The sequence below is a fragment of the Robiginitalea rubriflava genome, assembly GCF_052540725.1.
Genome location: NZ_CP199309.1, coordinates 1,132,660 through 1,156,834, shown reverse-complemented (window position 1 = coordinate 1,156,834; position 24,175 = coordinate 1,132,660). Strand labels below are relative to the sequence as shown.

The 24,175-nt window shown below is 47.1% G+C and carries 21 protein-coding genes; 14 read left to right on the top strand and 7 right to left on the bottom strand.

Annotation, left to right across the window (positions count from 1 at the left end):
* Window positions 1-299 precede the first annotated feature (299 nt).
* Entirely contained in the window at window positions 300-1,286 is a 987-nt protein-coding gene (locus ACT6NU_RS05315) for a ribonucleotide-diphosphate reductase subunit beta (RefSeq protein WP_445383426.1), read from the top strand.
* Window positions 1,287-1,403: 117 nt separating this feature from the next.
* The gene (locus tag ACT6NU_RS05310; RefSeq protein WP_445383425.1) at window positions 1,404-3,878 is read left to right on the top strand and encodes a ribonucleoside-diphosphate reductase subunit alpha; all 2,475 of its coding nucleotides are present in this window, start codon (window positions 1,404-1,406) and stop codon (window positions 3,876-3,878) included.
* 324 nt (window positions 3,879-4,202) lie between these two features.
* On the opposite strand, the gene ACT6NU_RS05305 is transcribed toward ACT6NU_RS05310, so the two are convergent.
* The 3 genes from ACT6NU_RS05305 to ACT6NU_RS05295 are packed head-to-tail and all read right to left on the bottom strand — an operon-like array spanning window position 4,203 to window position 7,490.
* Window positions 4,203-5,111, bottom strand: a complete 909-nt coding sequence (locus ACT6NU_RS05305) for a hydroxypyruvate isomerase family protein (protein ID WP_445383424.1) — start codon at window positions 5,109-5,111, stop codon at window positions 4,203-4,205.
* 10 nt (window positions 5,112-5,121) lie between these two features.
* Window positions 5,122-5,778 carry a gluconate 2-dehydrogenase subunit 3 family protein gene (locus tag ACT6NU_RS05300; RefSeq protein WP_445383423.1) on the bottom strand — a complete coding sequence of 219 codons (657 nt, stop codon included), beginning with the start codon at window positions 5,776-5,778 and terminating at the stop codon, window positions 5,122-5,124.
* A complete protein-coding gene (locus ACT6NU_RS05295; RefSeq protein WP_445383422.1) occupies window positions 5,778-7,490 on the bottom strand; it encodes a GMC oxidoreductase in 1,713 nt (570 codons plus the stop codon). Before ACT6NU_RS05295 ends, ACT6NU_RS05300 begins: the two co-directional genes overlap by 1 nt.
* A 204-nt stretch (window positions 7,491-7,694) precedes the next feature.
* Between ACT6NU_RS05295 and ACT6NU_RS05290 the strand changes: the two genes are divergently transcribed.
* The 4 genes from ACT6NU_RS05290 (at window position 7,695) to ACT6NU_RS05275 (ending at window position 11,543) form a co-directional block, all read left to right on the top strand.
* Window positions 7,695-8,690: a sugar phosphate isomerase/epimerase family protein gene (locus ACT6NU_RS05290; RefSeq protein ID WP_445383421.1), complete on the top strand. Its 996-nt coding sequence runs from the start codon at window positions 7,695-7,697 to the stop codon at window positions 8,688-8,690.
* 93 nt (window positions 8,691-8,783) lie between these two features.
* Entirely contained in the window at window positions 8,784-9,152 is a 369-nt protein-coding gene (locus ACT6NU_RS05285) for a DinB family protein (RefSeq protein WP_445383420.1), read from the top strand.
* Between the two features lie 13 nt (window positions 9,153-9,165).
* Window positions 9,166-10,395 (top strand): nucleoside permease, encoded by a 1,230-nt coding sequence (locus ACT6NU_RS05280; protein WP_445383419.1) that lies wholly within the window; start codon window positions 9,166-9,168, stop codon window positions 10,393-10,395.
* An 11-nt stretch (window positions 10,396-10,406) separates the two neighbouring features.
* A complete protein-coding gene (locus ACT6NU_RS05275) occupies window positions 10,407-11,543 on the top strand; it encodes a Gfo/Idh/MocA family protein (protein ID WP_445383418.1) in 1,137 nt (378 codons plus the stop codon).
* 3 nt (window positions 11,544-11,546) lie between these two features.
* Here ACT6NU_RS05275 and ACT6NU_RS05270 read toward each other — a convergent pair whose 3' ends face one another.
* Window positions 11,547-12,011: an ASCH domain-containing protein gene (locus tag ACT6NU_RS05270; RefSeq protein ID WP_445383417.1), complete on the bottom strand. Its 465-nt coding sequence runs from the start codon at window positions 12,009-12,011 to the stop codon at window positions 11,547-11,549.
* A 14-nt stretch (window positions 12,012-12,025) separates the two neighbouring features.
* Complete coding sequence (locus tag ACT6NU_RS05265; protein ID WP_445383416.1) at window positions 12,026-13,729, bottom strand: GMC oxidoreductase; 1,704 nt, start codon at window positions 13,727-13,729, stop codon at window positions 12,026-12,028.
* Window positions 13,730-13,953: 224 nt separating this feature from the next.
* On the opposite strand from ACT6NU_RS05265, the gene ACT6NU_RS05260 reads away from it, so the two are divergent.
* The 6 genes from ACT6NU_RS05260 to nadD all read left to right on the top strand — a co-directional run bounded on the left by ACT6NU_RS05260 (window position 13,954) and on the right by nadD (window position 18,768).
* On the top strand, window positions 13,954-15,006 hold the full coding sequence (locus ACT6NU_RS05260; RefSeq protein WP_445383415.1) for a sugar phosphate isomerase/epimerase family protein: 1,053 nt from the start codon (window positions 13,954-13,956) through the stop codon (window positions 15,004-15,006).
* A 4-nt stretch (window positions 15,007-15,010) separates the two neighbouring features.
* Window positions 15,011-15,769 carry a 3-keto-disaccharide hydrolase gene (locus ACT6NU_RS05255; RefSeq protein WP_445383414.1) on the top strand — a complete coding sequence of 253 codons (759 nt, stop codon included), beginning with the start codon at window positions 15,011-15,013 and terminating at the stop codon, window positions 15,767-15,769.
* Window position 15,770: 1 nt separating this feature from the next.
* The gene (locus ACT6NU_RS05250; RefSeq protein ID WP_445383413.1) at window positions 15,771-16,577 is read left to right on the top strand and encodes a 3-keto-disaccharide hydrolase; all 807 of its coding nucleotides are present in this window, start codon (window positions 15,771-15,773) and stop codon (window positions 16,575-16,577) included.
* A gap of 118 nt (window positions 16,578-16,695) precedes the next feature.
* Window positions 16,696-17,553, top strand: coding sequence for a YicC/YloC family endoribonuclease (locus tag ACT6NU_RS05245; RefSeq protein WP_445383412.1), 858 nt, complete (start codon window positions 16,696-16,698; stop codon window positions 17,551-17,553).
* Window positions 17,554-18,156, top strand: coding sequence for a guanylate kinase (gene gmk, locus ACT6NU_RS05240; protein WP_445383411.1), 603 nt, complete (start codon window positions 17,554-17,556; stop codon window positions 18,154-18,156). It abuts the gene before it with no gap.
* A gap of 27 nt (window positions 18,157-18,183) precedes the next feature.
* Complete coding sequence (nadD, locus tag ACT6NU_RS05235) at window positions 18,184-18,768, top strand: nicotinate (nicotinamide) nucleotide adenylyltransferase (RefSeq protein WP_445383410.1); 585 nt, start codon at window positions 18,184-18,186, stop codon at window positions 18,766-18,768.
* A 2-nt stretch (window positions 18,769-18,770) separates the two neighbouring features.
* Here the strand turns inward: nadD and ACT6NU_RS05230 are convergent, their stop codons facing one another.
* Window positions 18,771-19,181 carry a hypothetical protein gene (locus tag ACT6NU_RS05230; protein ID WP_445383409.1) on the bottom strand — a complete coding sequence of 137 codons (411 nt, stop codon included), beginning with the start codon at window positions 19,179-19,181 and terminating at the stop codon, window positions 18,771-18,773.
* A gap of 299 nt (window positions 19,182-19,480) precedes the next feature.
* On the opposite strand from ACT6NU_RS05230, the gene ACT6NU_RS05225 reads away from it, so the two are divergent.
* Window positions 19,481-21,958, top strand: coding sequence for a zinc-dependent metalloprotease (locus ACT6NU_RS05225; RefSeq protein WP_445383408.1), 2,478 nt, complete (start codon window positions 19,481-19,483; stop codon window positions 21,956-21,958).
* A gap of 3 nt (window positions 21,959-21,961) precedes the next feature.
* Here the strand turns inward: ACT6NU_RS05225 and ACT6NU_RS05220 are convergent, their stop codons facing one another.
* Window positions 21,962-22,696, bottom strand: coding sequence for a DUF6503 family protein (locus tag ACT6NU_RS05220; RefSeq protein WP_445383407.1), 735 nt, complete (start codon window positions 22,694-22,696; stop codon window positions 21,962-21,964).
* A 100-nt stretch (window positions 22,697-22,796) separates the two neighbouring features.
* Here ACT6NU_RS05220 and ACT6NU_RS05215 point away from each other — a divergent pair, with 100 nt between their 5' ends.
* Entirely contained in the window at window positions 22,797-24,152 is a 1,356-nt protein-coding gene (locus tag ACT6NU_RS05215) for a transglutaminase-like domain-containing protein (protein ID WP_445383406.1), read from the top strand.
* Window positions 24,153-24,175: the final 23 nt, after the last annotated feature.

Below are 24,175 nucleotides of genomic sequence, written 5' to 3'. Positions count from 1 at the left end.
TGAGGGGCCGTACGTTTGATAGTATCAATACTTTTAAAAATTAAACCAAGGGGTATGTCACAAAAGCTACTGTTTGGTTTATTTTTTTTGTTTAAACCTGCCGATATCCCTCGGATATTTTTTTAAATCCCGGAAGTGCCATGTTAAGGCTGTCTAAGCTAGATTTCAACAACTTGTGTTAAAAACTTTGGGACTTAAAAGGCAAAACACCCTTTCCAAATCGTTCTCAATTTCCAATATTTGTTAGTCCCAACTGGAAGTTATTTCACTCATTTTTTTTAACCTAAAAAAAGCACATAATGTCCGTAGCTGTAGAACCCATATTGCAAGAAAACAAAGACCGTTTCGTAATTTTCCCCATCAAACACCACGATTTATGGGAATGGTATAAGAAATGTGAGGCTTGTTTCTGGACAGCTGAGGAAATTGACCTGCATCAGGATTTGGCTGACTGGAACGGAAAGCTCAATGACGATGAGAAATATTTTATCAAACATATATTAGCCTTTTTCGCTGCTTCAGATGGGATTGTAAATGAAAACCTGGCTGAAAATTTCGTCAACGAGGTACAGTATTCCGAGGCGAAATTCTTTTATGGGTTTCAGATTATGATGGAAAATATCCATTCCGAAACCTATTCCCTGCTGATCGATACCTACGTAAAAGACGAAAAAGAGAAGAATTTACTTTTCCAGGCGATAGAGAATTTTCCAGCCATTAAGAAAAAAGCCGACTGGGCTTTAAAATGGATAGAATCTCCAAGCTTCGCTGAAAGGCTGATCGCTTTTGCAGCAGTGGAAGGGATTTTCTTTTCCGGGGCTTTTTGTTCCATCTTCTGGCTCAAGAAGAGGGGCCTGATGCCGGGATTGACCTTTTCCAACGAATTGATCTCAAGGGACGAAGGGATGCACTGCGACTATGCCGTACACCTGCATAACAAACACCTGGTCAACAAGGTGTCCAAAGAACGCATTACAGACATTATCGTAGACGCCCTTAACATCGAGCGGGAATTTATTACCGAATCACTTCCTGTGAGCCTGATTGGGATGAATGCCAAGCTGATGACGCAGTATCTTGAATTTGTGACCGACCGACTCCTGGTAGAACTGGAATGTGAAAAAGTATATAATTCAACCAATCCATTTGATTTCATGGATATGATTTCCCTGCAGGGCAAAACCAATTTCTTTGAGAAAAGGGTTTCCGAATATCAGAAAGCCGGGGTGTTGAATAAGGAGAAGGACTCAGATGCTCAGAAAATAAGCTTCGACGCAGATTTTTAAGAAGGCCAAGTACAGAAAACCCGTTGTTGCGGGTTTTTTGTGACTAAAACTTAAAATGTTAAGTTTTTTAACATAAATCAAACCAAACCCACATAACAACTTTATAATCCTAAGCAAATGTTTGTAGTAAAAAGAGATGGAAGAAAGGAGCCGGTAATGTTCGACAAGATTACTGCCCGAGTTCGAAAATTATGCTATGGTCTGAATGACCTGGTAGATCCCGTAAAGGTGGCCATGAGGGTCATTGAAGGACTGTACGATGGGGTCACTACATCAGAGCTCGATAATCTGGCTGCAGAAATTGCCGCAACCCTGACCACTTCCCATCCGGATTACGCCAAACTGGCTGCAAGGATTTCTGTCTCCAACCTGCATAAAAACACCAAGAAGTCCTTTTCGGAAACCATGAGGGACCTTTATGAATACGTCAATCCGCGAACGGGCAAAAAGGCACCGCTGCTTTCTGATGAAGTGTACAAGGTGGTCAACGAGAATGCAGACATGCTGGATTCCACCATTATTTACAATCGGGATTTTGGTTACGATTATTTTGGGTTTAAAACGCTGGAACGTTCTTATTTGCTGAAGATAAACGGGAAGATTGCCGAACGGCCGCAACATATGCTGATGCGGGTGGCAGTGGGGATACACCTGAATGATCTGGAGGCGGTTAAAGAGACATATGAGCTGATGTCCAAGAAATATTTTACACACGCTACTCCGACGCTTTTTAATTCGGGTACACCCAAACCCCAAATGTCTTCCTGTTTCCTCCTCGCGATGAAGGATGATAGCATTGACGGTATTTATGACACCCTGAAGCATACGGCCAAAATATCGCAATCTGCCGGTGGGATCGGACTGTCTATCCACAATATCCGGGCAACGGGCTCTTATATAGCCGGCACAAACGGAACTTCCAATGGAATTGTACCCATGCTGCGGGTTTTTAACGATACGGCCCGGTACGTAGATCAGGGTGGGGGAAAACGAAAGGGAAGTTTTGCGATTTACGTGGAACCCTGGCATGCCGATATTTTTGATTTCCTGGAACTGAAAAAGAACCATGGGAAAGAAGAAATGAGGGCCAGAGACCTCTTTTACGCCATGTGGATTCCGGACCTTTTTATGAAGCGTGTAGAAACGGACGGAGAGTGGACACTGATGTGCCCCAATGAATGCCCCGGCCTTTTTACCAGCCATAGTGAGGAATTTGAGGAGCTCTACATGCGCTATGAGGCAGAAGGCAAAGGAAGGAAAACCATTCGGGCCAGGGAACTTTGGGAGAAAATTCTGGAGTCTCAGATAGAGACCGGAACCCCCTATATGCTCTATAAAGACGCAGCCAACAGGAAGAGTAACCAGAAAAATCTGGGAACGATCAGGTCTTCCAACCTCTGCACGGAAATCCTGGAGTATACCTCTCCTGATGAAATCGCGGTCTGTAACCTGGCATCTATTGCCTTACCCATGTTTATAAAGAATGGCGAATTTGACCATAAGGAATTGTTTAAGGTTACTAAAAGGGTCACCAAAAACCTCAACCGTGTTATCGATCGCAATTACTACCCGGTTAAGGAGGCGGAAAATTCAAATATGCGCCACAGGCCTGTAGGTCTTGGGGTACAGGGGCTTGCAGATACTTTTATTGCCTTGCGACTCCCCTTTACTTGCGATGAAGCCAAGAAACTCAACCAGGAAATATTTGAAACCCTGTACTACGCTGCTGCTACCGCTTCTATGGAACTGGCAAAAGATGAGGGGCCTTATTCTACTTACAAGGGTTCCCCAATTTCTGAGGGTCTCTTCCAGCATAACTTGTGGGGAATTAAGGATGAAGAACTTTCCGGCAGGTGGGATTGGGATAAATTGCGTAAATCCATCAAGAAGCACGGGGTCCGGAATTCCCTCCTGGTTGCGCCCATGCCAACTGCATCCACCTCACAGATCCTCGGTAACAACGAGTGTTTTGAACCTTATACCTCAAATATTTATACCCGAAGGGTACTCAGCGGGGAATTTATTGTTGTAAACAAACACCTACTGGAAGACCTGGTAAGCCTTGGCCTGTGGAATGAAGGGCTTAAGCAGGAACTGATGCGAGCCAATGGCTCCGTACAGCATATTGACGGTATTCCGGAAGAGATCAAGGAACTCTACAAGACCGTTTGGGAATTGAGCATGAAGGACATCATTGATATGAGCCGTCAGCGCGGATATTTTATCGACCAGAGCCAGTCACTAAACCTCTTTATGGAAAATGCTAATTATTCCAAACTCACCTCCATGCATTTCTATGCCTGGAAAAGCGGTCTTAAAACGGGGATGTATTACTTGAGGACCAAAGCGGCTGTGGACGCTATTAAATTTACACTTGATAATACCAAGAAGAAGGAACCGGTTGCCGAAGAAGCGGTAGTTGCCGCTCCGGTAACTGCTTCAAAGAAAGCTGAGAACCTCGCTGTAAAAACTACTCCTGTTAAAGGGGAAGATCCGGATGTGGAACCATTGACCCCGGAAGAGATGAAGGCGCTAATTGAACAGGCTAAGCAGGGACAGGCAGACGATGATTGCCTGATGTGCGGCTCTTAAAAGGAGTACAGCCTGTAAATTGAGTGTTTATTATTTGAAAATACCTCAGTACAAGTCACATCCTGGTCTTGGCTGAGGTGTTTTTTTGTAATGGAATGAACACGGTAGTTATTTGCGTAAATTTTCGAGCACATTATAAATGTTTCTGCCAATTAGAAACAACGCCAGATAAAAAAGCAGAAATAAGAGTGAAAAATCCATGTCCCAGGGTTTCGGGTTGTAATTATATACGCATTAAACAGTAGCTTCGGATTACGGGTATAAAGAATAAACCGAATGATTACCCCTCTCAGGATTCCAGCTCAAATGCCCTTAGTACCAGGCCTAACTGTCTACTTCCCGATATGCTGCAATAACGGCTTTTTCCCCTTCTTTCCCGGGAATGGAATTTCCGTGTTCCATCCCAAGGATTCCGCGATAATTCTTTGATTTGAGAAAGCGGAAAATATTCTGATAGTTTATTTCCCCGGTAGTAGGTTCCTTGCGACCCGGGTTATCCCCTATTTGAAAATAGGCAATCTCATCCCAGCAGTGGGTAATATTCGGAATCAGATTCCCTTCCTGTATCTGTTGGTGATAGATATCAAAAAGTATTTTACAGGATGGGGAATTTACAGCTTTGCAGATTTCATAGGCCTGAGGTGATCCACTCAGGAACAGACCGGGATGATTCCTGAAATTCAACGGCTCCAGTACCATAACCAGATTATGCGGCTCCAGGATAGCTGCAGCCTGCCTGAGGCTTTCAATCACATTTGCTGTCTGGTAACCCATGGATAAGGAGAGGTCCAGATGCCCGGGAACCACCGTCATCCATTTCGCCCCCACCCTTTTGGCAACTTCAACCGAAGCTTTAATTTCACCCAAAAACTCGCTCCGCTTCCCGGCATCCCCGGACGCCAGGTTTGGCTCCTTCCAGTAAATGGTATGGGCTACAAAAACACCCATTATCAGATTGCGTTGGCGCATAACGGCAGCCATTGCCTCTTGTTCAGCAACAGTTCGCTTTTTGATCTCGTTGTCTTCAAAAGCAGTAAACCCCTGGTCTGCCATAAAGTGCAACTGTGCCAATGGATCGTCCCCGGCATGATCGCGGAACATCCCAAGGTGGGGGGCGTAATGCAATTTAAAAGCAGGCTGTTTTGCAGCAGCCTGTGAAAAAACAAAAGGGCCTGTTGCAGTTAATGCTCCTGCAACAAGCCCAGAATCACGTATAAATTTTCTCCGATTCAAACGGGATTAACTATCGGGTTATAGACCAATCCTTCCCTCCGGTGAGCTCTTCTACAGGAGCACAACCGATGTATTCGCCCGGTACCGGTAAATAGGCCAGTACTTCTTCCCCGATATATTCCGTGTTTTTGTACGCCCAGATTACGCTGCCCCTCAGGTTGTTTGCAAACATATAACAGGCTATATCCGTGTCCAGCTCGGCAGGGGTACCTGCTTCGACGGATTCCTGGTAGGATCCCAGGGTCTCATAAATAGCACTTTCATCTTCAGGGCTCTTTTTTACAAGGGCTGCAGCTAATACAGGTTCAAGGTCTTCAGAAGTCAGCTCAAGAATCGTTTCCTTTCCGGAAGCAGTCCGGGCTTTCTCCATAAATTTCCCCATGGCCATCCGCATAAAATCCCTTTCTTCCAATTCCATTACCTGGTCCATAAACTGATCCAGAAATTTATGTACCTGCATCTCGGAAGCCGAAGGAAGATCTGTCTTGGGAAGGATAATATCTACCAGCTGTTTTGTTACATGCGCCTCATCGGCGCTGAAATAAACCGGGTTCCAAACCTCTTTTGGTTCGCTCTGGCAACTTTGCAGGATACTGAGCAAGGTTGGAGCGGCTACGGTATAACCCACCGCAATTCCCATATTTTTGAGTGCGAGTCTTCTGTCCATTATAAATTTCCTTTTTTAAGTTCTTCGGCAGCGTGATTTGCAGCCCGCGCCGTAAAGGCCATATAGGTGAGAGATGGATTAACACAGGAAGCAGAGGTCATAAAGGCCCCGTCTGTGACGTACACATTTTTAACGGCGTGAACCTGGTTATATGCATTCAGCACGGATGTTTTGGGATCCCTTCCCATCCTGGCAGTTCCCATTTCGTGTATGCCCAGACCGGGTGCCCCGGGCCGATCAAAGGGTTGTACATCCTTTAGTCCTGATTTTGTAAGCATTTCCACTGCCTGTTCCTTGATGTCTTCCCTCATTTTTAACTCATTCTCCTTAAACTCGGCATCGAAGGTAATGGTGGGCAGCCCCCATTGATCAGTCTTCTCGTAATCCAGGGTCATACGGTTGTCTTCATAGGGCAGCATCTCCCCGAATCCGGACATTCCAAATGTCCAGCCACCAGGTTTAAGGATCGCCTCCTTAAGGGCTGCTCCATGGGAGAGTTCCGCTACAGTCTCGTCCCAGTTACTTCGGGAAGCCCCTCCCTGATAACCGTATCCGCGAATAAAGTCATTGCGGTTAGAGGCCCCTCCCAGGTTTCGGAAACGCGGAACATAGATTCCATTGGGTTTGCGTCCTTTGTAAAATTTATCCTCAAAACCATCATATTTTCCCTGGGCCCCAATGTTCAGGTGGTGGTCCATTATGTTGCGTCCCAGTTGGTCCGAATCGTTCCCCAATCCATCCGGAAAGCGGTCGGATCTGGATTGCATCAGGATGGCCGTGGAAGCCATGGAGGAAGCGCAAAGGAAAATTACTTTTGCCTTAAACTCATAAGCCTCCTTGGTAACCCGGTCTATAACTTTTACACCGGTTGCTTTTTTAGTATCCGGGTCATAAATGACTTCATGTACAATGGAATCTGGTCGCAGCGTCATGTTCCCGGTTCGTTCGGCTGCAGGCAAGGTAGAGGAATTACTGCTGAAATACGCCCCGAAAGGACAACCGCGGATACAGCGGTTGCGGAACTGGCATCGGATGCGCCCCTCGTATTCCTTATCGCTGTTGATATGGGCAACCCGTCCGGCAGTAATGACCCTGCCATCAAAATTTTCTGCAACCTTTTCCCGTATATGCTGTTCCACACAATTCAGTTCCATCATAGGTTCAAATACCCCGTCTGGCAATTGTGGCAGGCCCAACTGCTCGCCACTCACCCCAATAAAGGATTCCACCTTGTCGTACCAGGGCGCAATATCTTTATAGCGCACGGGCCAGTCTACTGCAATGCGGTCCTTTTTATTTGCCTCGAAATCTATATCACTCCAGCGATAACTGTGCCGTCCCCACATGATGGAGCGACCACCCACGTGATACCCCCGCATCCAGTCAAATCGTTTGGTTTCGTTATAGGGGTGATCAATATCGTCCACAAACCAGAAATTATGCGGAGCCCTGGCCGTATATCCGGTTCGTGCCTGTTTTTCCTGCCTGGCCTTTTGTTCCCTGGTCAATTCGCCATTGTTGGGAAAATCCCAGAGGTCCATATTTGCAGTAGGGTAGTCTTCAATATGATTTACCATCCTACCTCTTTCGAGGACCAGTGTTTTAAGCCCCTGTTCACAGAGTTCCTTGGCGGCCCATCCGCCACTGATACCTGTGCCCACCACAATGGCATCGTAGGATTCCTGTTCCTCGTTGTAATAGAATTTACTCATGTAAGAAATTGTTTAGAAGCTAAATGTATTAAATATTAAATTAATTTTCTACATTTAAACACCAATAAATCCTGAGGGTTCGCAATTAAAAGGGCTGTTTGTTAACAATACTGCAACCGGCCTGAATTGCGGAAGATACCGGATGAAAATTCCACATCCCGAACTCCCTGATTAAGGCTGAACCAAACAAGAATCAAAACCCAAATGAAACGCAGGAAATTTATAGAACGGAGTTCTAAGGCAGGAGTGGCTATGTCCATACTGGGTCTGGCCGCCTGCAAGGAACAAAAGAAAACGGCAGTAATGGAAAATAACGAAGGTGAAGCTATCAGCACCGCTCCCTTTTTTAAGTTATCTCTGGCCCAATGGTCCATGCACAGAATGATCTGGAATGAGGGAGTAGATCCGTACAGCTTTGCAGAGCGATCCAAGAACTGGGGTTTTACGGGCCTGGAATATGTAAGCGGCCTATATTATAAAGAACTGGAAGCGGCTGAATTTTCACCAGAAGCCATGAAAAAATTTGTAGACCGCTGTAATGAGGAGGCCTCTAAGCACGGAATGGAAAATGTTCTGATCATGATTGATGGTCAGGGTGATCTGGCCACCACAGATGCTGTAGAGCGCGAAGCGGCGGTCAGAAATCATTACAAATGGGTAGATGCGGCCGCCGCTATGGGATGCCATTCCATACGGGTAAACCTTTCCGGTAGTACCGATCCGCAGGAGTGGATCCCGAATTCTGTTGATGGACTTACCCAGCTGGCAACCTATGCGGGAGAGAAGCAGATCAATATTCTTGTTGAAAACCACGGAGGCCTGTCTTCAAACGCGGAAATGCTCGCAACCGTAATGGAGCAGGTTGGGATGGAGAATTGCGGGACGCTGCCCGATTTTGGAAACTTCTGTATCCGCCGGAATGATCCTTCCGACTACGGCTCGGGCTGTGCAGAAATGTACGATCGCTATCTGGGAGTGGAGCAACTTATGCCGTATGCGAAGGCGGTAAGCGCCAAGTCCCATAATTTTGACGGGCAGGGGAATGAAACGGAAACCGACTTTCTCAAAATGATGCAATTGGTCAAGGATGCAGGCTACTCCGGCTTTGTAGGGGTAGAATACGAGGGGAATGAACTTGGCGAAGAAGCCGGAATCCTCGCAACCCGGGAACTGCTTCTGGAGGTTGCTCAAAAAATATAATAATTGTATCTGAAATTGATGGAGCCTTTTTTTCACCAACTGTTTGACTATAACTTTTTCTGTAATAAAAAACTGATTGAAAGTTGTTCCAAAATGGAGAAGGTTCCGGAAAGGACCCGGCAGCTTTTCAGCCATATCCTGAATGCACACCATATCTGGAACACCAGATTGCAGGAAACAGATCCGCAATTCGGAGTCTGGGATTTACATCCTCTGGAAAAATGGGAGGAATTGCATTACGAAAACCAGCGAACCTCTTTTGAAGTCATAACCAATGCTACTTCCTTTGAAAAGCGCATCAGCTATCAGACCACGGAAGGGGAGAACCATACCAGCAGCCTTCAGGACATCCTTTTTCATATTATCAATCACTCAACCCACCACAGAGCACAAATATCAAACGATGTCCGGGCAGCAGGGCTGCAACCGCTTGCCCTGGACTATATCATTTACAAACGATAATTAACCAAAACAAATGAAAACAAGCATTAAAGTTCAGTTATCCCTGATGATGTTCCTTGAATTTTTTATCTGGGGTGGCTGGTTTGTAACACTGGGTACTTTTTTAGGGGACAACCTCAAGGCCAGTGGGGGGGAAATTGCCATGGCTTTTTCAACCCAATCCTGGGGGGCCATTATTGCGCCATTTATTATCGGGCTTATCGCAGACCGCTATTTTAATGCTGAGCGCATCCTTGCGATCTTACACCTGCTTGGAGCCATCCTGATGTACCAAATGTATTCTTCTGTGGATTTTGCAGGCTTTTACCCGTATGTTCTGGGTTATATGATCATATATATGCCAACCCTGGCACTGGTAAATTCTATTTCCTTTAATCAAATGAAAGACCCGGCCAAAGAATTTTCCTTAGTCAGAGTCTTTGGGACCATTGGCTGGATTGTAGCCGGGCTGATAATCTCTTATGTCTTTCTGTGGGATTCTCCGGAGGCACGGGCAGAAGGGATGTTGAAAAATACCTTTTTGATGGTGGCCATTGCCTCTGCGGTCTTGGGGATATTCAGTTTTACGCTTCCAAAGACGCCCCCAACTGCCGATACCGGTGAGAAAGTGGGTCTTTCTACCATGTTGGGGCTGGACGCTCTAAAGCTTTTGAAAGACCGTAATTTCCTGATCTTTTTTATCTCCTCGGTCCTGATCTGTATCCCCCTGGCTTTCTACTACCAAAACGCCAACCCATTCCTTGCTGAAATTGGAGTGGATAACCCTACCGGAAAAATGACCATTGGCCAGGCCTCAGAGGTATTATTCATGCTTTTATTGCCTTTTTTCTTCAAGCGTTTCGGATTTAAAAAGACCATTATGGCTGGGATGCTGGCCTGGACCATCCGCTACCTGCTTTTTGCATATGGCAATGCGGGCGACCTTGCATTTATGCTTATCCTGGGGATTGCCCTGCACGGCATCTGCTATGACTTCTTTTTCGTTTCCGGGCAGATTTATACCGATTCAAAAGCCGGGGAAAAATATAAAAGTGCCGCACAGGGCCTTATCACCCTGGCGACCTACGGCTTTGGGATGCTGATAGGATTTTGGGTAGCCGGTAAAATTTACGATATGAATCTCCTGGGTGAGAATACTCACGACTGGACTGGAATCTGGACTTTCCCGGCCATTTTTGCGCTTGTGGTTTCCGTACTTTTTGCTATTTTCTTTAAAAACGAAGTAATCGAATACAAAAAATAAAAATCAGGAAGATGCCAAAGAAAATAAGATTAGGAATTTTAGGAGGGGGAGGCGATTCCCTGATTGGGGTACTGCACAGGGTTGCAGCCCATATGTATGACAATTATGAAATTGTTGGGGCGGTTTTCAGCCCGGAGCATCAGGAAAGTCTGGATTTTGCCAAAGAGATCGATATTCCACTCAACCGAATTTATAAGGACTTTGATACCCTGGTGGCCGAAGAAATGAAATTACCGGAATCGGAACGCATACAGGTCTGTTCCATACAGACCCCGAATTTTCTGCATTTTCCCATGGCCAAAAAGTTACTGGACAACGGGTTTCATGTAATCTGTGAAAAACCCATGACCACTACCTACGAGGAGGCAAAAATCCTGCAGGCGGCCCATAAAAAAGCGGGGACCGTGTTCGCGGTAACCCATACCTATACCGGATATCCGATGGTGCGGCAGATGCGCGAGATGATCAAGGCCGGGGAGCTGGGTAAAATTCACAAAGTGGATGCCCGCTATTACCAGGGCTGGATCAATACCATCATACACGATAAGGGAAAGCGGAGTACAGTCTGGCGCCTGGATCCGAAGAAAGCAGGAATCAGTTCCTGCATGGGCGATATTGGTGTTCACGCCTTCAATATGGTTGAATACACTACCGGCCTGAAAGTGAAATCGCTACTTTGTGATTTTAACTACCTCTATTCGGATAACCAGATGGATGTGGACGGGACCGTGCTGATCCGGATGGGGGAACATGTTAAGGGAGTAATTCGGGGCAGCCAGGTGGCTACCGGAGAAGAAAATGGGCTCGCCATTCGTATTTATGGGGAGAAGGCCGGGCTGGTCTGGGAACAGGAGCATCCCAATACGCTTTATAAACTAAGTGATACCGAGCCTCTGCAGGTTTACACGCCAGGGCATGAATACAATTCTAAATTATCGCTGGATGGGACAAAGCTTCCCCCGGGACATCCCGAAGGGATATTTGATTCCATGGGGAACATTTATAAAGGAGTGGCAAAAGCCATTCGTGGCGAGGCATATGATGAAGGAGAATTCCCAACCATGATGGACGGGGTACGCGGGCTGAATTTTATTGAAGCCACGGTAGCTTCGCATAAAGGAGGCAATAACTGGGTAACGCTGGATTAATTCCTAACGCCCAAAGACCTTTTCAAAAACTTCGCAGACTACAATCATACTTTCATTGGGCACACGTCCAAAAGGCTCCAGTTCCCGGCTGTAATATTCCCAGTGCGACTTTTTCCAGTACTCCAGGGAACCATCTCCCTCTCCTTCCAGTTTTGCATAGGAAGCTGAGATACTGAAAAAGGGTTTGAGGCGAACGGCAACCGTGCGGATAATACAGCGCGCTTCCCCCTTCCAGTTGGTTATAATGGTAAAGTCGCCTATTTTGGGAAGGGGCTCTTTCCTGTATTGCAAACCCAAAAGGCTGTGGGTAGTTGCCCTTTTCTTGCCTTTGAGTACCAGTTTTAAACAGTCGTTTGCAATTGCTTCGGTATCTCCAAAGTGATCTATCCGTGGCTCCGGCACAAAGGCGTACTCCAGATGTTTATCGAGATAATCTCCCCAAAGCTGTTTAGCAGAAGCATTTTTCATGTTACGTATTCAAATTAAGAAAATTTACCCTGCCGGAATAAATTGGCGGCATGGTTAGCAGCCCGGGCGGTAAAGGCCATATAGGTCAGGGATGGGTTAACGCAACTTGCAGAGGTCATAAAGGCGCCATCTGTTACGTAGATATTGGGAACTTCGTGAACCTGATTATGCCTGTTTACCACAGAAGTCTTAACATCCCAACCCATGCGTGCCCCGCCCATTTCATGTATGCCCAGGCCGGGTCCGGTTTCATTTTCATAGGGCCGGATATCCGTAAAGCCAGCAGCCTTAAACATGGAAGTAATCTGACGGATAATATCTTCCCGCATATTGTATTCATTTTCCCTGAACTCCACATCGAAATCTAATTGCGGAAGTCCCCATTGATCTTTTTGGGTTGTACTCAACCGGACACGGTTTTCGTGATAGGGCAGCATTTCCCCGAAGCCGGTTGCTCCGATCTGCCAGCCGCCAGGTTTCAATATAGCCTCCTTTAGTCCTTTGCCATAACCCAATTCTGCGATGGATTGGGTCCAGTCATCCCGGCTGGCACCTCCCTGATAGCCAAAGCCCCGAAGATAATTTTTAACCGGCTTCCCGCCCATGTTTACAAACCTGGGAATATAAAAGCCGTTGGGCCTTCTTCCTTTATAAAACTTATCCAGATGTCCTGGCACTTTAGCCGACGCTCCCAGCTGGTAGTGATGGTCCATGATATTTCTGCCCAGCTGGTCATATGTATTTCCGATCCCATCCGGGAAACGCTCGCTTTTTGATTGCAATAAAATGCCAACAGAGGCCATGGCGGAGGCGCATAAAAAAATAATTTTAGCATTAAAGGTCTGTGTTTCCCGGGTTTCGGCGTCGATAATCTTAACTCCTGTCGCACGCTTCTGCTGATCGTCATAGATGATTTCATAAGCAATGGAGTTTGGCCTCAGACTCATGTTTCCGGTCCTTTCGGCCGCAGGCAGGGTGCTCGAATTGCTGCTGAAATACCCGCCAAAAGGACAACCCCTCCAGCAGCGGTTTCTGAACTGGCAGGGATTGCGGCCTTCATGTGGGGCAGTTGTATCGGTAGAATTGGCAACTCTCCCTATGGTGAGCAAGCGTCCGTCATCGAATTGATCCTCCAGTGCCTTTTGCAAATCCTCCTCCGGACACATCAGGTCCATAGCAGGCTCAAACTTACCGTCGGGTAAATGCGCCAGCCCCAATTTCTGACCACTTACGCCAATGTATTCTTCTACTTTATCATACCAGGGAGAAAGGTCTTTATAGCGCACGGGCCAGTCTACGGCAATACCTTCTTTTTTGTTCGCTTCAAAATCCAGATCGCTCCAGCGGTAACTTTGCCGTCCCCAGGTGAGGGATCGCCCGCCAACCTGATAGCCGCGAATCCAGTCAAAACGCTTGGTTTCCTGATAGGGATACTCCAGATCATTAACAAAAAAGTGAGCAATAGCAGGATTCGGGGCCCAACCCACCCGGCTTTGTTTGGGGTATTTTTTCAGTTCTTCCCGGCTCATTCTATTTCCATTTGGAAGATCCCAGTTGTCCAGGTTCATGGTTGGGTAATCTTTTATGTGGGTAACCATTCTGCCCCTTTCCAGAACCAGGGTTTTAAGACCATTCTCACATAGTTCTTTTGCAGCCCAGCCTCCGGTTATACCTGTACCTACAACAATTGCATCGAATTCTTCAGATGGATGTATCAAAATACGGGTTCTTTTATTGTTGGGGTTTTTCTATATTTATAACGGCAGCACTATCAGGCCCACCGCGGATAAAGTTCTCTAAATATAGGGCATAAATCGTAAATCGGGACCGCTTTTTTGCCTGTTGTAAAGCCATTTTAAAAAAGTTGACCCGGAACATTCGGGGACTTCAGTATAATCACTCCCGGACAAATCACATCCGGGCAGCAGAAAAATCAAAAGCGATGAAAACAATAAAAGGCCCTGCGGTATTTCTTGCTCAATTTGTAGACAGCAAGCCCCCTTTTAATAGTCTGGACGGGATGTGCAAATGGGCGGCCGACCTGGGGTACAAAGGAATTCAGATACCCACCTGGGAATCTTTTCTGATAGACCTGGATAAGGCCGCGGAAAGCCAGGGGTACTGTGATGAACTTAAGGGAAAAATCAATTCCTACGGTCTGGAAATCACTGAATTGTCTACCCACCTGCAGGGACAGCTTGTTGCTGTACACCCGGCCTATGACCTGATGTTTGACAATTTTGCCCCGCAGGCAGTTAAAAACAATCCCAAAGCGCGAACTGAGTGGGCAGTAGATGTGGTTAAAAAGGCGGGTACGGCCAGCAGGCGTCTGGGACTGAAGGCGCATGCCACTTTCTCCGGGGCACTCCTCTGGCATACCTGGCATCCCTGGCCTCAACGTCCGGCCGGTCTGGTTGAAATGGGGTTTGAGGAACTCGCCAGGCGCTGGAAGCCCATCCTGGATCATTTTGATAAAGAAGGGGTAGATGTCTGTTATGAGATACACCCAGGGGAAGACCTTCATGACGGGGATACTTTTGAGCGATTTCTTGAGGCCACCGGGAAACACCCCAGGGTTAACATCCTCTATGACCCCAGCCATTTCGTTTTACAGCAACTGGATTACATTACCTATATAGATCATTATCACGAATTTATTAAGTCCTTCCATGTAAAGGATTCGGAGTTCAATCCAACCGGCAAGAAAGGGGCTTTCGGCGGGTATAATGACTGGGGCCAGCGGGCAGGACGCTATCGCTCACTTGGTGACGGACAAATAGATTTCAAAACCATCTTTTCCAAATTAACCCAGTACGGATGCGATGTATGGGCAGTGATGGAATGGGAGTGTTGCATTAAAAGCCCTGAGCAGGGAGCCAGGGAAGGAGCCAGGTTTATAAAGGATCATATTATAGAGGCAACACAAAAGACTTTCGATGATTTTGCCGGGGGAGAGATCGACAAGGATATGTTGCGAAAAATACTGGGATTATAAAGCGATGAGAAAAGGACTTACAGGATTAGTAGCGATAATAGTATTGATTTTTGCGGGCTGCAAAGGCAAGACAAAAACAGAGCAGGCACAAGAGGTTAAACTACAGGCAAACATAATGGAAAGCGACCAGGACAGCGGATGGATTACTCTTTTTGACGGCACAGATCTGGAGGCATGGAAAGGTTATTTACAGGACGAGGTGCCAGAAGGATGGAATATCCGGGATGGAGCCTTGTTTTTTGACCCTCCTGAACAGCGAAGGGAAGGCGTAAATTACAACCTGGTGAGTCGCGATACCTTTACCGATTTTGAGCTTGCCATTGAATGGCAGATTTCCAAAGGGGGCAATAGCGGTATTTTCTGGGGGGTTTACGAAGACCCAAAATACGGGCAACCCTATGAGACCGGTCCGGAGATACAGGTATTGGACAATTCCGGGCACCCGGATGCCAAGAACGGGACAACCCATCAGGCTGGAGCCCTTTACGATATGGTGGCCCCTTCAGAGGATATGACCCTGCCTGTAGGTAAATGGAATCGAACATTGATAACCGTAAACCATAAAACGGGTCAGGGAAGCGTGCAACTGAATGGGAAAACGATTGTGGAATTCCCCCTGGGAAACAGCCAATGGGACGCAATGGTTGCCAAATCCAAGTTTGCCGGCTGGGAAGGCTTTTCAAAATTCAGGACCGGGAAAATTGGTTTGCAGGACCACGGCGATCCGGTAGCCTTCCGCAATATAAAAATCAAACCCCTTTAATATGAAAAATTACACCGCCCTGCTTATGGGGATGCTGGTATTGAGCAGTTGTAAACAGCAGGCCCCCAAGGCAGAAGAAACTACAGCAGATCCGGAGATCGTATACGAGGAATATCAGGGCGAAGAGCCCACAAAGCCGGAGCAGACAGAGGCTTATGAACCAAAACCCCCTAAAGTGGAGCCATTTGGTCAGAACGGCGTTCCCTCTGATGCCATTGTCCTCTTTGACGGTTCAGGATTTGATGAGTGGGTGATGAGCCAGGATAGCACCGCAGTAGTATGGCACCTGAATGATGATAGGAGTATGACCGTAAATGATAAAACGGGCGACATACAAACCAAACGGAACTTTGGCTCTGTACAACTCCACCTGGAATGGCGATCCCCGGCAGAAGTGGAGCGGGATGGGCAGAACCGAGGAAACAGCGGTGTTTTCCTCAACAATTTATACGAGGTTCAGGTGCTGGACAACAATGACAATGCCACCTATGTGAATGGGCAGGTAGCCTCCATTTATAAGCAACATATTCCGCTGGCAATGGCCTCTGTAGCTTCCGGCGATTGGAATACCTATGACATTATTTATCATCAGCCTGTTTTCAACGAGGCGGGTAACAAGATTAAATCCGGGACCTTAACTGTAATCCACAATGGGGTACTGGTTCAGGACCATGCAGAGATAAAAGGGACTACCCCTTATATTGGCTGGCCCAAAAACCCGGCACATGGGGATGGGCCCATCCGCCTTCAGGACCATGGCGATAACAGCAGGGTGAGTTACCGGAATATCTGGGTACGGGAATTATAACCTAACCTGCTTTGTTGGAAAAAGAAAGTGATGTTGGCCTCAGGCCTTTAGTGGCGGGAGTTACCCCTGTTTCCATATTAAATTTTGTTACCTTTGACCCAAATCAGCGTAAAGAGCTATGATCCACTCAATGACCGGTTTCGGGAAGCATGTTGTGCAATTGCCCGGAAAAAAAATTACGGTAGAATTAAAATCCCTCAACAGCAAAAGCCTGGATATCAACGCAAGGGTTCCGCAGGCGTACCGGGAAAAAGAGCTGGTTTTCCGAAACACGATTGCCCAGGCCCTGCAGCGGGGCAAAATTGATTTCAACCTGTTTGTGGAAAAGAACGGGGAAGAGACTAGCACCTCCGTCAATGAGGAGGTTGTGCGAAACTATATGCAGCAGTTAAAAGCCATTGCCCCCGGAGCGGATATCCAGCTACTGGAAATGGCTCTGAGGCTGCCCGATGCCCTGCGCTCTGAACGGGAGGAAATTGACCCAGAGGAATTCAAGGCAATTGAAGCCGTTTTAAACGAAGCCCTGAAAGAACTGGATCAATTCCGCCTGGAAGAAGGAAAAGCGCTGGAGAAAGATTTTAAAGCCCGTATTCTCGCAATTGAAGAATATCTCGAGGAGGTCAGGGAACTTGATAAGGATCGGCTCTCCGCGGTACGCGAAAGACTGGAAAGGGCTGTAAAGGAACTCAGGGAAACGGTAGACGCCAATCGTTTTGAACAGGAGTTGACCTATTATCTGGAAAAATACGATATTACAGAGGAGAAGGTACGCCTGGCCAAACACCTTGAATATTTTAGTCAGACCTTGCTTTCGGCAGACTCCAATGGTAAAAAACTTGGCTTTATTTGTCAGGAAATAGGAAGGGAAATCAACACCATTGGGTCCAAAGCCAATGATGCCCCCATGCAAAGGGTAGTAGTTCAGATGAAGGATGAACTGGAAAAAATTAAAGAACAAATCCTCAATGTGCTCTAGATGAAGGAAGGGAAACTTATCGTATTCTCAGCCCCGTCCGGTAGTGGGAAAACCACCATTGTCAGGCATTTGCTTGCACAACCGGAATTGAACCTGGCATTCTCCGTTTCGGCAACCTCCCGCCCCAGGAGGCCCCGGGAAAAGCAAGGCGAGCATTATTACTTTATGACTATTTCCGAATTTAAGAAGCATATCCGCGACGGAGATTTCCTGGAATGGGAAGAGGTATATCGCGATAACTTTTACGGCACCTTAAAATCCGAAGTGGAGCGCTTGTGGAAAGAAGGCAAAAATGTCATTTTTGACATAGACGTTTCCGGCGGTCTGAGAATCAAGAAAAAGTTTCCCGAACAAACCCTGGCCGTTTTTGTAAAACCGCCCAGTGTGGATGAGTTAAAGATCAGGCTGAAGAAAAGGAGTACAGAAAGCGACGATAAAATAAACATGCGTATTGCAAAGGCCTCCGTTGAGCTGGCAACCGCGCCACAGTTTGACCATATCATCAAAAACTTCGACCTCGATACGGCTTTAAAGGAGGCAGAGGAACTGGTCTCAGATTTTATTGGCCTTAAGAAAGACCGAAAAACGGATAAGGAGAAATAATGGGATCTGGTGGTTAAAGCCCCGCACATGAAAAAAACCGGTTTATTCTTTGGCACCTTTAACCCCATCCATATCGGCCACCTGGTGATCGCGAATCATTTAGTGGAATTTACGGCCCTGGATGAGGTTTGGTTTGTAGTGACCCCCAAGAGCCCCTTTAAACAGAAAAAGAGCCTGTTGGAGAACCATCACCGCTATCAGATGGTTTACGAGGCGGTAAAGGACTATCCAAAACTGGGTGTAAGCGATATTGAATTTGGTCTTTCTGAACCTAATTACACCGTTGACACACTCGCAATTCTGCAGGATAAATACGGAGGGGAAAGGGATTTTTCGCTGATTATGGGCGAAGACAACCTGAAGAGTTTCCATAAATGGAAAAATTATGAGGCCATTTTAGAATACTATCCCATTTATGTCTATCCGCGGATTTCTGAGAATCCGATACCGGAATTACTGAAGGGATATCCCGGGATACAGTTTGTAAAAGCCCCCATAATGCAGATTTCGGCCACCTTTATCCGCAGGGAACACAAAGCCGGCAAGAATATTCGGCCGCTACTCCCGGAAGCGGTGTGGAAGTATATGGATGAAATGAATTTTTATCGCTGAAGCTAAGCCTTATCAGGATGCAACAACTCCCAGGCCCAGTTCATGGCCTCTTCCATAGAGTGGAAGACTCCGGAGGGACAACTCAGGAAACGCTGCTCCAGCCGGGCCACCCTGAAGTTCAGTTCGTCGTAGGTAATTACCCCATAACCCCTTAAATAAGGAAAGAGCTTGTTGACCTCAAAATGCATGGTGGGGTCAAATGAATAGGAATTTTTACGGTTTGAGAGGTAAATAACAGGTTTGTCCTTGTTGTAATATTCAATGCCCAGGGCAAGTAGCGGGAGGGCATTATCCAGGGTGATCTGAACACCTTCCTTTACCTCCCCGATCACCAGATTATTGTAAAACTTAAAAACTCCGATTTCAAGTTTGTGTTCTGTAATATAGCTGATATCGAAGCCGTGTGCTACCATGGGGAATAATTCTATCTATTAAATTACGAATTAACCCCCAAGCGGGGACCCTTTGCTACGACAAACTTTTGTGTATTTCAACAATTATTTTGGGCCTTTTATCGGGGTTTTGACCAATTTTGAGGACTTTTCATGGTTTTGGTCAAAAGGCCAACGAATATCCGGGGGCCAGCTTTCCTTTATTTGAACCCAACACCTTTCCTGAATACCCGAGAGTTGAAAGCATATTTTCATTTTCGGGACTTGGGTTTCTCGGCCTGCTTGAATATGGTTATCTTAGGGCGAAAAATTTTGAAAAAATGAAAAAGAGCCTCTGTTTATTAAGCCTGTTTTGTCTCATCATTTCAATCCCTTTACAGGCACAGCGCTCCAGGAAGAAAAAGGAAACAGAAACAGAAAAAACGACCCCCGGCAAATCCAAGAATGGGATTAAAAAATATACAGAGGTGATCACCAAGGCAACTCTCACAGATCCTGGTATTTTTAAGGTACACCAGGTAGGGGAAGACTTCTATTACGAGATACCTTTTTCGTATCTCGAACGCGATTTGCTATGGGTTAGCCGGATTGCCCAATTACCCAACGGGCTTGGGGGCGGCTATGTAAATGCCGGCTCCAAGACCAATGAGCAGGTAGTACACTGGACCCGGTTCCGAAACAAAATCCTTTTAAAATCGAAGTCCTACGTAAATGTCGCAGACAGCAGCAAGGCCATTAACCGCTCTGTGCAGGTAAATAATTACGAACCAACCCTCTATGCCTTTGATATAGCCGCATTTAATCCGGATTCCACTGCGGCAGTCATCGATGTAACCAAATTTTTCAGTTCAGATGTGCCGGCCATTAGCGGGCTCTCTTCCAGATTGCGGAAAGAATATAAGGTCAAAAAACTGGACGCCTCCAGAAGTTTTATCTCAAATATCCACAGCTACCCTGAGAATATAGAGGTGCGGCAGGATTTCACCTATGAGGCTTCCGAGCCGCCAAGCCTGAGCCGGACAGAATCCATCAGCCTGCAGATGAACCAGTCTATGATACTGTTGCCGGAAAAACCTATGACGCCTCGTATATTCGACCCCAGGGTCGGCTTTTTTACGGTTTCACAATACGACTATGGCAGCGATGCGCTCAAGGCAGACCGCAAGGAATACATCCGGCGGTGGCGTCTGGAACCCAAGGACCCTGAAGCCTATGCGAGAGGGGAATTGGTGGAGCCTGTGAAGCCCATTATTTACTATCTGGACCCCGGGACGCCCGAAAACCTGCAGAAATATATCAAACAGGGAATAGAAGACTGGCAAAAACCCTTTGAAACGGCCGGGTTTAAAAATGCAATAATTGCCCGGGATGCCCCAACCAAAGAAGAAGACCCGGAATTCAGCCCTGAAGATGTGCGTTATTCAGTGGTGCGCTATGTGGCGAGTACTACTCGAAATGCAGTTGGCCCCAGTGTATCAGACCCCAGGAGCGGGGAAATCATCGAAAGCGACATTATCTGGTATCACAACCACCTCAGGTCTTACAGGAATCGCTATTTGCTGGAGACCGCTGCAGCAAACCCTTCGGCCCGTACCTTAAATACCCCTGATGAAGAGATTGGTGAGATGATGCGCATGGTGATTGCACATGAAGTAGGGCATGCCCTGGGCTTTCCGCATAATATGGCAGCCAGTTATGCCTACCCGGTAGATTCGCTGAGGAATGGGGCTTTCACGCAAAAAAACGGTATTGCTGCCAGCATTATGGATTACGCCCGCTATAATTATGTTGCCCAGCCTGGGGACGAAAACATTCGTTTTATTCGCCAGATGGGCCCTTATGACCATTACGCGGTAAACTGGGGGTACCGATGGCTGGGAGAATCCGACCCTGAAGAAGAGCGGCCCACTTTAAACGATTGGATACTGGCTAAGGCAGACAACCCAAGGTTTAAATTCGGCCGGCAATCCAGTCGTTTTGATCCACAGTCCCAGACAGAATGTATTGGAGATAATCCCATCCTGGCAAGTACTTATGGGCTGAAAAATCTCAAGTTCGTGGCGGCCCGTTTGCCGGAATGGACCTCAGAGGTTACGAACGACTATGCGGATTTAGAGGAGCTTTACGGGGAATTACTCGGTGTTTTAAGCCGCTATTCCGGGCATGTTACCAATACTGTGGGGGGTGTTTTCGAAAATATCAGAACCCCTGAACAGTCCGGATATGTTTATACCCATTTTGATGCCGGGGCTCAGAAAGATGCCGTTGAGTGGTTGCACAAAAACCTTTTTGAGACTCCTGACTGGTTACTGCAGGAAAACATCCTGCAAAACATTGACCATGCCGGATATTTTGAAGACATCCGCAGGTTGCAGGCCAGGCAGCTCAACGCTTTGCTGAGTGTAGACCGCCTGGGGCGGCTCTTCGATGGGACAACCTTCAATAAGGATCACTACAGCGCTCTGGAATTGCTTACAGACCTGCGCAAAGGCGTATGGAAAGAGGCTTACAGAGGGGAAAGTGCGGATCTGTTCCGAAGAAACCTTCAAAGGACCTACCTGGAACGGATGGCCTATCTGATGACTGCAGAATCTGAATCGGGCAGGAGCAGACCGGGTTTTGAAGGCCGTTTGCAATACAATACGGCTACTTCAGACCTCAGGGCCCTGGTGCGCGGGGAACTTAAAAGGCTCCGTTCAGATTTAGCGAAAGCGTCAAACAGTCGTATAAGCCGGGAAACCCGCTATCACTATGAGGACATCATGGCCCGTATAGACCATTTGTTCGAGGGAGACTAAGCTTTATTTTCCGGGAGGCATAAGTATATCGGTACCCAGTACTTTTGCTTCTTTATTGGTGTACCACACCCGGGTCTTAGGCATACGGATCCCCTGAATGGTTTCTTCCCCGCTGAGCAGGATGTATTCCCCGTCGTTTTTGGATTCATCGTGGAAGAATTGATAGGCCTGCATGGCGTAGGTTTTGGGGTTGAAATAAAAATACCAGGTGTCTTCACCTACTGCTTTGTCATAGGTGGCCTTTAAAACCAAATACTTTTTCCCTTTGAAAACCCTGGAGGTGACCTTTGGGTCCAGGTTCGTTCCTTTGTCTTTCAACTTCATAGGAAGGCCGTATAGATAAGAGTAGTAATTTTGGTACATACGGGCCCGCTCGCAGCTTAACCTTTCACTTTCGGCAATTGCTTTGGAGAAATCCGGGCTTCCTTTGTAGGTAAGGGAGCAGCTGTCATTTTTAAGCTCGTAGCTTTTACGGCTGTCCCCCCGGCTGACCTGCAGCAGGAAATAGGATTCGGGCTGGTTGAGCCGGATTTTACTTACCCTGTCTGCCTCTCCCGGGCTTTGCATTACCACTGTGAACTGGCCATTAAACTTGCCCCAGACCCCGTCCGGGTCGTGGTATGCAATAGCTTTGTTGAGCACAGTGCCGGCGTCCGGTAACGGATCTGCCTGAGTATTAATAATGAATGGGGGAAAAAGGACAATGCCCAGGAAGCACAGGGAAGTTTTGAAAACCATAGTTGCAAGTCTTTATGGTAAATGTACAACATCGCTGTTTACGGGATTGGGAGAACAGGCCGAATAGTTGTAATTTCAGGATTCCATAACGTTTTTCCATATGAAGTCTTTCCGATACTGCTCTATCTTCCTGATGGCGATACTGGCAGCCTGCCAATCCAAAGAAAAAAAGGAACCCGGATCTGAGATGGTTGGGGCAGAACCTATCCCGAGGGTATTGATTGCAGACATAGAGAAGGGCATAGAAGCTCATGTAGCGCGTGAGGTGGAAAAGGGGAATGGATATTTCCATATGACCTCCGATGATAAGGAGCTGAGGCTGGAACTGGTTCGGGTGCATACTGAATACCTTTCCAATCTGGGCCCGCAACGCCATTTTGCCTGTGTAGACCTGGCCGATGTAAACGGGGATGTTTACGATGTGGATTTCTTCCTGTCTGGCGATCCCGGTGACATGACGGTTACGGAAACAACCCTGCACAAGCTAAATGGAAAACCGTATTACTCCTGGAAGCAACAGGCTGATAAAACCTGGATCCGGGTTCCCATTGAAACAGCCGATAACCAGCTCCTGGGAGTGATCGAGGGGCAGGACCAGTTTGAATTCACTTATGAAGTAACCCTTCCTGAGATGGAGGAGGCAGCAAGAATCTGGATCCCTATCCCCCAAACCGATCGTTTCCAGACGGTGGAGATAATTTCCAGGACGGTTCCGTCCGATCCTGATATTTTAACGGATGAGGGTTTTGGGAATTCTGTCTTATTTATGGAATTGGCCCCTGAAGACAGCGGAACAAAAATAACATTAAGGTATCTTGTCCGGAGACTCGAAAAAATGCCCTATAGGGGAGAAGCCACCCCTGAGGAATACCTGGCACCCAATTTGCTCATGCCGGTTGGAGACCGGTTTGAAACCCTGGCAGATTCCATTATAGGGGACAGGCGAAGCAACGGGACGCTCATGCAGGCCCGGGCCCTGTACGACTATGTTTCGGATAATATGCGTTATGCGAAATGGAAGGATTATGGAACCGGGGATGCCGTATTCGCCTGTGATGCCCTCACCGGAAATTGTACGGAATTCCACTCCCTCTTTATTTCCCTGGCCCGTTCTGCTGGCATCCCTGCACGCTTTGCAGTGGGAGCTGCCATTCCCTCGGATCGGGATGAAGGGGGCATAGACGGGTATCATTGCTGGGCTGAATTTTATGCAGAAGGCAAGTGGTGGCCTGTGGACATCAGCGAAGCAAATAAGTATAAGGCCCTGTCTACCTATTATTTCGGAAGGCATCCGGCCAACCGCATTGAATTTACCCGGGGCAGGGATATTGTATTAAAGCCAGGCCCGCAGACAGGGCCAATTAATTTCCTGGCCTATCCGGTAATGGAAATAGGGGGTGCCCCTGCTATTGCAGATACTTTTTTCTCTTTTAGGCGCAAGGGCGGTCCAGAGTAAAGGAAATCCGATAGCCGAATATA